Origin of the sequence: Pedobacter sp. GR22-10 (genome assembly GCF_026239715.1) — a bacterium.
GTDB lineage: Bacteria > Bacteroidota > Bacteroidia > Sphingobacteriales > Sphingobacteriaceae > Pedobacter.
In genome coordinates this window covers 418,619-431,669 of sequence record NZ_JAPIVR010000001.1, presented here as the reverse complement: position 1 = coordinate 431,669, position 13,051 = coordinate 418,619, and the positions used below count along the sequence as shown (strand labels likewise).

7 protein-coding genes are annotated in these 13,051 nt (G+C 40.1%); 1 reads left to right on the top strand and 6 read right to left on the bottom strand.

Going from position 1 to position 13,051, the window contains the following annotated elements:
* Nucleotides 1-4: 4 nt before the first annotated feature.
* The 3 genes from OQX64_RS01750 to OQX64_RS01740 form a co-directional block, all read right to left on the bottom strand.
* Nucleotides 5-3,607, bottom strand: a complete 3,603-nt coding sequence (locus OQX64_RS01750; protein WP_265817294.1) for a SusC/RagA family TonB-linked outer membrane protein — start codon at nucleotides 3,605-3,607, stop codon at nucleotides 5-7.
* A gap of 139 nt (nucleotides 3,608-3,746) precedes the next feature.
* Nucleotides 3,747-4,934 carry a FecR family protein gene (locus tag OQX64_RS01745; RefSeq protein ID WP_265817293.1) on the bottom strand — a complete coding sequence of 396 codons (1,188 nt, stop codon included), beginning with the start codon at nucleotides 4,932-4,934 and terminating at the stop codon, nucleotides 3,747-3,749.
* A gap of 99 nt (nucleotides 4,935-5,033) precedes the next feature.
* Nucleotides 5,034-5,612 carry an RNA polymerase sigma factor gene (locus OQX64_RS01740; protein WP_088300668.1) on the bottom strand — a complete coding sequence of 193 codons (579 nt, stop codon included), beginning with the start codon at nucleotides 5,610-5,612 and terminating at the stop codon, nucleotides 5,034-5,036.
* Between the two features lie 787 nt (nucleotides 5,613-6,399).
* Between OQX64_RS01740 and OQX64_RS01735 the strand changes: the two genes are divergently transcribed.
* On the top strand, nucleotides 6,400-6,774 hold the full coding sequence (locus OQX64_RS01735) for a chorismate mutase (protein ID WP_265817292.1): 375 nt from the start codon (nucleotides 6,400-6,402) through the stop codon (nucleotides 6,772-6,774).
* 80 nt (nucleotides 6,775-6,854) lie between these two features.
* Here OQX64_RS01735 and OQX64_RS01730 read toward each other — a convergent pair whose 3' ends face one another.
* The 3 genes from OQX64_RS01730 to OQX64_RS01720 all read right to left on the bottom strand — a co-directional run bounded on the left by OQX64_RS01730 (nucleotide 6,855) and on the right by OQX64_RS01720 (nucleotide 13,048).
* Nucleotides 6,855-9,302 carry a DUF4982 domain-containing protein gene (locus tag OQX64_RS01730; protein WP_265817291.1) on the bottom strand — a complete coding sequence of 816 codons (2,448 nt, stop codon included), beginning with the start codon at nucleotides 9,300-9,302 and terminating at the stop codon, nucleotides 6,855-6,857.
* A gap of 51 nt (nucleotides 9,303-9,353) precedes the next feature.
* A complete protein-coding gene (locus OQX64_RS01725) occupies nucleotides 9,354-11,897 on the bottom strand; it encodes a membrane or secreted protein (protein WP_265817290.1) in 2,544 nt (847 codons plus the stop codon).
* A 95-nt stretch (nucleotides 11,898-11,992) separates the two neighbouring features.
* Nucleotides 11,993-13,048 carry a glycoside hydrolase family 53 protein gene (locus tag OQX64_RS01720; protein ID WP_265817289.1) on the bottom strand — a complete coding sequence of 352 codons (1,056 nt, stop codon included), beginning with the start codon at nucleotides 13,046-13,048 and terminating at the stop codon, nucleotides 11,993-11,995.
* Nucleotides 13,049-13,051 lie beyond the last annotated feature (3 nt).

The window sequence follows — 13,051 nt, the reverse complement described above, 5'->3', positions numbered from 1 at the left end:
TTGATTAAAGCGTTGCATTAATTCCAAAAACATAACTTGGCGTAGGTGTTACGCTACCAAAATTTCCTGTATTGATAAATTCTGGATCGATACCATCTTTATTTGCCCGCCAGACAATCCCCAGGTTTCGCACATTTGCCGATAGCGACAAAGATTTCACAAAGTTGCGGGGCAGGAAGCGCTGTGGAACGATATACGCTAGAGAAATCTGTTGTAAACGGATGTTATCTGCATTTCGAACCAAAGCATCTGAAAAACGGTAACGGTTAATGCTGTTAAAGTTCAAATCTGTCAATCCTGGAATAACATCAGGATTGGCTTCATCACCTGGTTTTCTCCAGCGATTATCTAGTTCTCCCTGACGACCAAGCACGCCTGAATATGTGCCTGCAAAATTTGGATAATTGGTCACGGCATTTTTTAAGAAAATATGGCCAAAATAACCTACAAATCTTACTCCTAACTCCAACTGACCATAGCTGAAGTTGTGGTTGAAACCGGCCGTATAAGGCGCAAAGCGTCTACCCACGTAAACTAAATCATCTTTGGTAAATGCATTGGTAAGATTGGTTGTATTGTTGATGATGTTGTTGTTGCGGTCATAAATCTGCGATTGACCTTTATTATCAAGTCCTGCCCAGCGATAAACATAGGTAGCCCCTAATGGCATGCCCTCAATTGTCGCTGCTGTCCCTGCGATACTACTGGCGTTATTGGCATATCGCTGATCAGTAACCTTATTGGTATTATAGCCAAAATTCAATATCGACTTCCAGCTGAACTTGCCAGCCCTGATAATTTCACCGTTTAAAGTGAATTCATAACCACTGCCGTTTAAGGTGCCACTATTGAAATTAAGGTTCGACCATCCATATGTCGGGTTGTAGGCAAAGTTCCCTAAAATGCCTGTTGTTCTTTTTAAATATACATCAAAGCTTCCATTTAATCTGCCTTTAAAAAATCCAAAATCAACTCCCAGGTTGGCCATTTTTGTGGTTTCCCAACCCAGATCAGAATTGGCAGGTAAATCGATATTGCCTACTGGCTGGTTGGTGCGTGGATCGGTACCTGTTATTGTTAATATAGGCACATTTGTGCCAGTCAGTGGTGCTACACCTGCCGTACCTAAAGTTGCACGAACGCTAAGTGCATTCAGCCATTCTGTATTCTGTAAAAATTCTTCTTTGTTCGCATTCCACCTCAGACCAACTGACCAAAATGGTACGGCTCTTTTACGCCTGTCAACTCCCAGTAGCGTGGCATCGTCAAACCTTAAACTACCAGTAACAAAATATTTTTCCTCATAACTGTATGATGCATTACCATAATAGGATAAATACCTCTTACGGTAAGCAATTAGACTACTTAAATTAGTACCTAAAGACTGTCCATAACCATAAATATCCGGATATATTTGTGTAGGATTAACTGTTGCAGTTGTACGTGTATCTGCGTTAAATCCGTACCTGGTTTCAGATGTATTATCAGAATTGGTTTCTCTGATTTCGGCACCAGCAATGGCATTGAACTGGTGTTTACCGCCGATATTAAAGTCAGAGTTTAGCTGACCTCTTAAAGATGTTTCTGATGATGTGTTCCCATAGGTAATGTAGCGTCCACCTGCAAAAGATGGTGGAACTGCCCGGCCATTAACAAGCGGGGTAAAGTTATTTGTAAGCAGTCTGCCTGCATAACTATTTGCATCATCCAGTGTATAGGAGCTACCAAACTGCCGCTGATTAGATATGGAAACATCAGCATTTAGCCATTTTGCAATTTTACCATTTAAACCTGCACTCATCCTGAGTACATTATTTTTAGCAATAGAATTTGAATAATTTAACTCATCCAATGTATTGTAAGTAAATGGCAGATAACCCTGGCCTACCAATTTGTTTGCGTAAGCATCGGTAATGATAATATTTCTGCCAATACTATTGCCATTTGCCTCCTGCAATAAATCATAAGGACGGAGCGCTGTAGTACTTACCGAAAGTGCATTTACTGCAGCCTGGTTAAACTGGGACCTGGAATACTGGTAATTAAACAATGCCCTCAAGGTTACTTTTTTATTAAAAAAATCGGTTGAGGTATTGGCATTTACAAAAGCATTTTCGCCATAATTGCTTCTAAATATTGGAGTATCTTTGGTGTAATTTCCAGAAATATAATAGGTACTGCTTTCAGAACCGCCTGAATAAGAAAGATTATACTGATGATTAATCGCATTCTGAAGTAAATATTTTTCAATCTGCTTCATGCCATCTCTCGATGCAATTTCAGCCAGTGCTGCATCGCGCTGTGCCACAGTTGCTGTACCCCTTTTAACCCGGAACATCCATTCGGTAGCTTCACTGTTGTTGGGCGCGTAAATTTCATTCCCCTGCCCTGCTGTTAAAGGGTCTACAAGTATCCCTTTATCCACCATCTCCTGCTCCAAATTGATGTATTGAGCACTGGTCATCCAATGCAAATCGGCAATGGAAGGATTTTTTGATATGCCAAAAATATAACCAACGTTCAAGGACGGGGCAATCTTTTTTCCTTTCTTAGTTTCTATAACAATTACCCCGTTTGCTGCTCTTGAACCCCATATGGATGTAGCTGAAGCATCTTTAAGAAAGGTAATCTGCTCAATATCTGCCATATTAATGTTACTGATAATTGAGTTGCCAAAGGTATTTCCACTTACGGGTGAGGTTAAGGTTGCACGGTCACTCGGATTCATTAAAGGAAATCCATCTACTACGATGAGCGGGATGCCGTTGCCGGCTCCATAATTATTTACACCGCGAATTTGTACAGCGTTGTTTTTAATGTCAAATTTAACACCCGCTACCTGCCCTTCCAGGCGTTCCAGAATATTTACAGCCGGGTTAGCTGCCAGTTCTTTACCGGTAATAACCGAATAGGCACCTGCGGCACGCTCCTTACTTATTTTCTGATATCCGTTTGAAACTACCGACACTTCCTCCAGCGCAGCTGAAGACTGTCGGAGTATGATGTAATAAGTAATGGTCTTCCGGTCAACGAAAATCTCCTCGCCCTTAAAGCCCAGATAATTAATTTGCAAGACATAACCATTGGCAGGCACATCATTAATCACCAAGTCTCCGTTTTTGTCGGTGGTGTACACCTTATTGATTGTTTTGTTGTACACATTGGCTCCGGGAAGTGGTCTGCCCGAAGAATCCCTTACCGAAACCTTTACATCAACGGCCTTTATAATATCAACCAGTTTATCCGTTACACTTTTTTCTTTAATTACAATGGTTTTGCCATCCAGCGAAAAAGTAAGGCCCTGGTTGTTTAATGATTTTTGAATAGCCTCGAATACGCTAACCTGGTTAACATTGATAGATACAGGCTTGGCATCCAGCACAATGCTGAGATCATAAATAATGTCGTAACCACTTTGCTTACGAATCTCTTTCAGGATGCGTTCCAGTGGTGCATTTTTTTCCACAATAGAAACTTTCTGCGCCTTGGTTGCTGCGCTCAGTTGCATAAAAGCAATCATTAAGATCATGGCTGTAAGTCGCATAACAAGCAACAGTTTGCTGAGCTGCCTGTGGAGCAACCCGAGTGAAGTAAAATTTTTATACATTTGTTTGTTTGGTTTAGCACCATGCTTACGTTTCGAAGGCTTTGCATGATGTGGTTAATAGTTGATAGTTATTATCAGCATCCAAATTTCTTCCAGAGGTGCCGCCAAGCACTTCTGGTTTTTTTTAGATACCGAATGATTATTTGGAAACGGTGATCCTCCTTCCTTCTAATTTAAAATGAACTTTTCCGGTTAATTGAATATGGTTCAATACTTCAGATATATTAGTTGCTCTCGACATCCATCCGCCCAGCATGAGCTGTTTTGGTGCAGATTCGTCATAAAATACTTCTACATCATACCACCTGGCTATCTTACGCATCGCACTTTGTAAGTCCTCCCTAAAAATAAACTCGCCGTTTTTCCATGCCACCGCTTCCTCTGTATCCGCATTCCGCAAATGCATTTTCCCCTTGTCAACCTCAGCTTGTTGTCCGGGTTTCATTAAGGCAGTCTGGCCTTCCACTCCTTCAATCCGCACACTTCCCTGAAGCAGGGTCGTTTTTATAGCAGGCTCATCCAAATAAGCATTAATGTTAAAATGTGTACCCAAAACCTGAACACTTTCATATTCAGCATTATTTTTTTTCACTGAAACGGAAAATGGTAATCTGCCACTTTTGCCTTCTATGTGTTTGATTTCAAAATAACCTTCTCCGGTAAGTGTAACGTTCCGCTCATTGGAAGCAAATTTAGTCGGATACGTTAATGATGAGCTCGCATTTAACCAAACGGTTGATCCATCAGGTAAAACGATCTTGTATTGCCCCCCGGCAGGCGTTGAAACGGTATTAAGACCTGAATGACCTTTTGCATCGGCTGTTACATTATAAATTAACTGACCATCTGCTGTTTTAATAATTTCTAAACCATTCTCTTTAATCATCTGGCCATTGACCATTTGAGCAAGATCTATTTTTCTTCCATTTGACAATGTTAACAAGGCAATATTTTTACCTGGAGCAATGTCTTTTTCTTTAGCAACCACAAAGTGATCCTGATCTTCACGGCTATTTTTAGTTAAAATAACGGCCAAACCCATCATTACAAGCAATGATGCTGCAATTCCAAGCTTAGTGAAGGTTGATAATGATGCGATAAAGGATCTTTTTTCTTTTCCTTTGAAAGCACTTTGATCTAATTCAATGTTTTGGTTGATTTTTGTCCAAATGTTGTTTCCAACCTCCGGGTAATTAATTTCTATTTCCTGATCTGCTGCTGCTTCAGCATTTTGCAAGTACCAGGTCTCCAGTCGTGCGCTTTCCTGAGCGGATAACTTATTGCTCAGGTAATCACTGACGGGTTGACTTTTGCTATTATTATTCATGCGCTATCATAGGTGGTATATTAGCATGACAGGCAGCTCTACACAATGTTGTATGCCGTATTAAAAAAAAGTTATTTTTTTGTTATTTTTTTGAGGAGATTATAAAAAGGCAATAAAAATGCCGAGGTGATTTCCAAATTTAGTTCTTAAGGTGGAAATGGCTTTATTCATTTGGGTTTTCACGGTGAGTTCGGAAATATCCATTTTTTCGGCTATTTCTTTATAAGAAAGGTTATGCTTGCGTTTCAATTCGAATACTTCACGCATTCTGGACGGAAGTTTCTGAATTTCAGATTCAATGAGATGGGCTAAAATATTTTCCCTCACCCTGTGGTCTGCTATTTCATATCCTTCTTTCATAAAACTTCGGATCTCAGCCAGGTAATTATCCTTTACCGTACTTCTGCTGAAAATATTTAATATACCATTTCTTGTGGCAGCATACAGATAGGCTCCAATGGATATATTTTCATCCAGTTGATTCGCTATTTTCCATAATTTCACAAAAACATCCTGAACAACATCTTCACTCTCATCGTGATTTTTCAACATTTTTAAGGCATGCCGGTATAGTATGGGCCAATAGCGATTGTAAATTTCTGCAAAAGCATCCTTATCAGCGGTTTTAATCATCGCTAACAACTTTTCATCAGTAATTGAAGCGTAAAAAGCAGGCATTTTGCAAAATAGAATTTATTTGAAAAAATCAGGAATATATTATTTGAACTCTAAATATAGGGAATAATTTTATTCTCATTCCTCATTTCTGGCGTTAGTCATTTCAAAAAAGACGCCTATAGCAGTTATTTTAAACAGATAACCGCTAAATACTGCAGAAATTATCATTTATAAAAAAGTGACCATTACCAAGTGATCAAAATGAATGTGATTTGTAGTATTAGTATTACTAAAATTTCAAATATCGTTCACCAAAACAAAGCCTTTATTTTCACACTATTGCCCCTCAATAAAAGATCGCAATCATAGAATCAAATGAGAATTTTAGTTTTAATCTTTTCACAAAAAAACCGATGTTGTTAAACAATCGGCTGAATTAAAAACTAAAAATTATAACTTAAAAAATATAGAATTTATTGAAGCAGCGGTAACATTTAAACCGCCTTACCGGAATAAACGTGAATACTGAACTGAAAAGAAATCCTCTTTTCACCCTATAAGTTTCAGGGTTCTTACATTTAGGGCATTTATGCGAAACAGCAATCAATTTGTTTGGGGTTTATTGGAATAGAGAACTATTATGCAAACATACCATCTCGTTGGAAAGTAAAATAAGAATATAGATATACTACTGATATAAGTAGATAAACAAATGAAAATTATCGTTAATGTTAAATCATTGCAAAGCCATTCTTTATTTAATATTAAAATGTATTATAATCTGCTTTCTAAAAAATAATAACTACAGTTTTAATATCAATTCTGTTTCAATTGACGTTAATGGGTTATGAAACTTCAAAAATTTTTATTCGTTACTTTATTAATCATTGGCAGCGACCGTCTGTTTGCACAATCAACTTCTCCATCCTCTACCATGAACCCATTGGAAAGTAATAGAAAGAAAATAGATTCCCTAGATCGGCAACTCATTGAGCTATTGGGTCAGCGCGAACTTGTAGTGAAGGAAATAGGGATCTATAAAGCAAAGAACCATATCCCACCCCTACAGGCCGCACGTTTTCAGCAGGTGCTGGAGAAAAATATAGCAGCAGGTAAAAAGCATGATTTATCGCCTGATTTTGTAACTGAAGTTTTCAATGCCATTCACAAAGAAAGTTTAAGAAAAGAAGAGGAAATAAAATCTGCCAATTCTGGTCAGTAAGCCATTAAGCTTTTTGATTGATGTTCAATAAATCCAGATTTTATTGAACATCAATTCATTTTTCAAGCAGCCTCTCTCATTTATTGTTGCTTTAGGGCAGCAATTTCTACAGATCCGCTGATCAGTGACTTACCTTTCACTTTTAAGATCATATTGCCCGGCTTACCTGTAGACTGTACCAGGATGACCAGTTTACCGCTAAACAGTTTCATGGTCGGTTGATCGAACATTTCCAATGAGGTGGCATCTCCATTACAAACGGCTTTGAATTTGCCTTCACCCTTCACTTCAAAATTCAATCTCTCGCTAGTGGTCGGACAAGGGTTTCCATTTTGATCCACTACTGTTGCGGTAACGAATGAGATATCTTTTCCATCAGCAACGATCTGTTTCCGGTCAGGATCAAGTACAATGCGGTAAGGTTTACCCGCGGTAGTTTTCGTTTCCTCTGCAACAGCCTTGCCATTTTGATCATAGGCTACCACTTTCAACGTACCCGGCTCGTACTTTACATCCATCCACATTAAACGGTAACGGTTTTGAGGCGTGGCCTTGTTCTTCTTTTGCACCCCTAAGCTTTTACCATTTAAAAAAAGCTCTGCGCTTTCATAATTTGTGTAAACAAAAACGGGTGTAGTTTGTCCTTCTCTACCCTCCCAATTCCAGTGTGGAAGTAAGTGTAAGGTTGGCTTTTCTGTATTCCACCTGCTTCTGTATAGATAATAACGGTCTTTTGGAATCCCGGCTAAATCACACATACCAAAATAAGAACTTCGTGAAGGCCAGCTTTCATCATAAGGTGTAGGCTCACCCAGGTAATCAAAACCGGTCCATACGAATTCGCCGATTACCCAGGGCTTATCGTCCTGCATCACGAAGTCATCATCCGGCACGTTAGACCAATCACAACATTCCAGATCGTAAGATGAACTCTGGAAATCAGGATAAGTTTTATTCTTAGCTTTAACAACCGGGAATTTATAGATCCCTCTTGAACTTACCGTTGAAGCCGTTTCAGAACCCAGTAACATGCCTTGAGGAAAAGCTTTATAAGCTTCATCGTATAAATGCACCCTATAGTTTAAGCCCGGAATATCCAGCAAGGCACCAAAACCAGAAGCCATGGTGGCTTTTACCTGATCCATGCCTACCGTTACCGGACGTGTTGGATCTTCCCGGTGGAAAATTTCCTGTAACCATTTAGCCCTTTTCACACCCTCTGCGCCAAACTGATCCGGTACTTCATTGCCCGAACTCCACATGACAATGCAGGGATGGTTTTTGGTGGCTTTAACTAAATTCACAACATCTTTTTCCGCATCCTGCTGGAAGAAGCGGTGATAACCATTTTCTACTTTTGGCTTGGCCCATTCATCAAAAGTTTCGGCCAGGAACATAAAACCAAGTTCGTCACACAATTCCAGTTGCTCTAAAGATGGCATATTGTGCGAACTGCGAATGGCATCGCAACCCATATCCTTTAAAATCAGCAGTTGTCTGCGCAATGCAGCAACATTAATGGCCGTGCCCAGCGGACCTAAATCATGGTGCAGGCAAACGCCCTTAAACTTCCGAACCTTTCCATTTAAACTGAAGCCAGTTCCGGCAAGGTAGCTGATTGATCTGACACCAAAACGGGTCGTTACTTCATCTAAAAGTTTGTCCCCATCATATAAGCTAGAAACAGCGGTATACAGATAAGGTGTTTCAGGGCTCCATAAATTTGGATTCAATAGTTTAATATTTTGATCGGCTTCATTACCGAAGTACGTTTTGGCCGTATCTGTAGCAACCAACTTTCCCTGGCCATCTAAAATTCTGGTGATCAGTTTAGCCCCCGCAGCAGAAAGTTTGGTTTTGATGTTCACCTTGGTGAAATCTTTGTTTACCTCTGGCGTAGTGATGCTTACACCCCACTGTTCAATGTTTTCTTTATTTTTAGTAATCAACCGAACATTGCGGTACAAACCTGCACCAGGATACCACCTGGATGACTTTGGCTGATTACTCAGGTGAACCGCCAATACATTCTTTTGGCCGGCAAGTAGGTGATCGGTAATATCCATATAAAAGTAGTTATAACCGTAATTCCATTCGCCCACTTTAACACCATTTAAATACACTTTGGGTTCACTCATTGCCCCATCGAACTGCAAAATTACCTGCTTGTTTTTTGCGCTGGCTGGCAGGCTAAATGTATTTCGGTACCAGGCTTCACCAATATAAGGCAATGCACCGGTGCGACCGGTTTTCTCACTCGGCTTTGATTCTCCATTTTGCACAATGGCCACCATTTGCTTATCAATTTCCTTATCAAAAGGCCCTTCTATTGCCCAGTCATGCGGAACGGTGACATTTCTCCAGGCCCGGTCATTAAAATCTTTTGCAAATGAGGCTTCATTTTTACCTTTAAAAAACTTCCATCCGTCGGTAAGCAGTTGTTCAGTTCTATTTTGTGCAAATGAAGTAAACGTAACAGTGAATAGGAAAAAGATGATCAGTGCACTTTTTAAAGAATAAATTTTCATAAAGGATCAAAGTAATGGAGTAAGGTATCAAGCTAAAATGGAAGTAATCGCTTATTTAAAGTAAACGGAAGATATGGTTAAGTTAACGGGTTGAATTTTGTCGCTGTAACCAAAAGTAACTTCCAGTTTTTCGATTCGGTTTAAATCAAACCCGGCGTTTATTGGCGATTGATAATATAAGGGCAGGAAACCAGGATATGGTCGTGGCAATAACAATTGCTGGTCTGCTTTCAACTGGTTTAACGGAATCTCTATTTCCCGGAAATCGTGGTCAGCTGAAATTTCTTTTGAAAAGAAATGTGCATCAGTATCAATCAAACCCACTTTTACTTTTGTGTTTTTAAGGTTCGATTTCATCCGGATCACCAATGTGCTCATGCCGGATAAGTCAGTCATTCTTCCCGACAGGTAATCTGCAATAAAACTTTGAAAACCTATTATGGCTGCCTTTTCTGGTGCATTCATTGAAAGTTTTAATTCCAGGTTTAGCGGATTTTCAGAGGAAGTAAATTCCATTTTATTATTCTTCCAATCCGGATTATAAATGTTGATGTTATTCCGGTCTGATTCGGGATTGAGAACTTCCAGATGCGCATTTTTCGCCCCTACATAAGTCTGGTAGCTTTCCGTTTCCAGCTTATCCCATGCATCGGGAGTGCCTGGAACATTCCCTGGAAAAGTATGGTATTTTCCATTGGCCTGGTGAACCATAACCCGGTAATTTAATACTCCAGGCTTTAACATTTCGGCAGGAACTATTGCCGTGAAATGGTACGGATCTATTTTATTTAAGCCCATGCTTTTCCATTGGCCAGGCGCATTATTCAATTCCATATAAGCAGAATCTTTTTGATCAAGACCAAAAATTTCCATTTTAAGTGCCATATCTACATTTTCACTTGCAGTTTTTAAAGGTTGATGTTTCACAAAAACACCCTTTAAACTGGCCTTTGGCGCAACGAAATCGCCAAGGACAATATTTTCATAGGCATCTTTAGCTTTCCATTGTGACTTCAGCCCTTTCTTTATGAGCAAATAACTTCCGGGCGAAATATTGAATCGACCAGTCTTTGTTTGAGCAGCATACTGATTACCAGCATTTAGGCCTTTAATTTCAAATGCTGCGCCCAAATCATTCAGTTGAACTTCCATTACTGAATTTTTCCAATCAATTTGTGTGACCGTTTTTTGAGGCGAAGCTTTTGCAAAAGGATCATTGACTGGAATGGCATCAGGCATCACTTCTAAACGCCAGATTCCCTTTGCCACTTGATCAATAAAATAAGCGCCATTGCCCTGGTATTGAACTACAGGAGAACTGCCTACTCCTGCAATATGTTTGATTTTTTGGGTGTTAACCGGCTTCGAAACGGTTGAATTGGTATAATAAAAAGCTTCTTCAGTATTCATTTCGCTAAGTGCCTTTTTGTAATCAAGTTTAAAAGCACCAAAACAGGTTTCACTATCGGATTTAAATAACCTTGGAAGCTGATGGAATGCTTTGGAGGCAATTAATAAGCTAATGGCTTTTGAAGGCGTGTAAGCCAGGTTTAAATAATGGGTTTGGTACTCGGTATTCGCATAGGCTGTAGCCATTGGATCATAGGCAAATTGTGTGGCCCATTGGAAACCTGCAGCCCTGAAGCTTTTCGCCATGGCGGGATACATGATGGGGGTCATCACATCGCCTGCATCAAATTCATACACCACTTTTGCGCGGTTGGCAAAGGCAGGAATGGTATCAAATGGAATTTTATACGCAGCTACATTTGGCAGAAAATTGCCTTTTAAGGTATGGCCTGCTACTAAACCGGTTGGGTACCATTGAAAACTATGTCCCTGCACATCGGCTTTAACAATGGCTGCCGCGTACTTAGGCGATTCGCTGATGTTGTAAAAAATGGGTTTGCTCCACCCGGTACTTTTGATGGCACTCACCATTCTGTTGATGTATTCTGTTGTGCGTTCAGGTGCGCCACTATGCTGGGGTTCATTGTTCACTTCTGTTGCCAGAATATCCGCATCTTGCTGATACGTTAACCCCGTATATGGATTTTTATGCTTGAAGAACTGTTTCAGGTAGTTTTCCTGAGCCTTAAAAGCTGCTTCATTCGTTAACGCATCATGTTTACCGTATTTACTGGAGAAACTTCCGGTACGTTCATCTTTTTCCGGGTATCCATTGCCCCAAAAAGCAATGGGTGTGACTAATGTTTTGATTTTTCTCTTTTTCAGCTCTGCCAGTAAAAAATCGAACAGGCGTAAATGTTCATTGTTTAGTAGATTCCCCAATGAATCTGAAATTTCCGTATCCCATACATGTACCCTGAAGGCATCTAAACCTAAACGGGAGAAATGATAAACATCATCTTTAATAGCCTGTTCTGCAGTAATTCCCGTTTTCAAGATAGCCCGATTGCCATAGGCAAAGGGCACTGTGTAATTGGTACCGAAAAAGGCAGCTTCCTGATGATTTTTTTCCCAGCGGATCACCCCTTTCGCATCTACATAAATGCCTTGCTTATTTTGTGCCCGGACAAAGCCGGACATCAAAATAAAGGCCAGAATAAATAAATATTGTTTATTTAAAATCATGTAAGAAGTTTTTGATCAAATGTATTTTTTGTCACCACTCCTTCCCTTTGGATACCCGTCAAGAGGGAATGTTTACGACTTATACAGCTTGCAAATTAAGGCAAAAAGGCATCCATCGCAACGGTGGGTTTGCCCGAATCGTCAAATGCGCCTAACTTGTAGCCATTCCAGCTGTTGTAAGCTTGTGGTTCCCAGTAAAAAACACCTAAGCCTTTATTATTGGCAAGCGATTTATTTTTCGCCATAATATCTTTAATAAAGTCTCTGCAAGCAGAAGCATCCGTAACCGGCATCCCCACTTCACAAATCATCACTTCAGAACCATAACGTGTAACCATATCATTCATATTAGCTAAACATTGGGTGTTTTTTGCAGACCAATCTGCCGCAGTTGGGTAAAGCGACATGCCCACTACGTCCCACTTGGTACCATTGGCTTTTAATCCGTCAAAAATCCACCTGAATAAACTATTATCATATCCATTGGCTATATGTATCACCACTTTAGAAGCTGGATCTACAGCCTTCACGCCTTCATAACCTGCCTGAATTAATTCGGCAAAATTTTTCATGCTTACAGATGCCTTTCCATCATTCCACAACATACCATCGTTGGTTTCATTCCCTACCTGCACCCATTCCGGGATAATGTTCTCTGTTTTCAAAGCCGTTAAAACGGCAACAGTATGGCTGCGAACGGAAGCTTTTAAGGTCGTGAAATCCTGATTGGCCCAGGCTGCTGGTTTGTTCTGCTGCGCAGGATCTGCCCACGTATCGCTATAATGAAAATCGACCAGCACACGCATGTTCGCAGCCTTCGCCCGTTTTGCTTTGGCCAATACATCGGCGGTATTACAATATCCCGAAGCCGGATTAACCCAAACCCTTAAGCGGATGGTGTTAATACCTTTATCTTTTAGAATTTTAAACAAATCCTGTTGCACGCCGGCGCTGTTGAAAAACTTCCGCCCTACGGCTTCCATTTCGGTTACCCAGCTTACATCGGCACCTTTAGCGTAGGTACCTACCGCATCAGCTTCAGGGTAAAATTGCGTTTCACCTTTAATGGTTTTCTTGCAACCAGCACCTGTTAAAATTATGATCACCACTAAAGTAAACCATTTGATGCTTTTTATATAATTTGCGAACATATT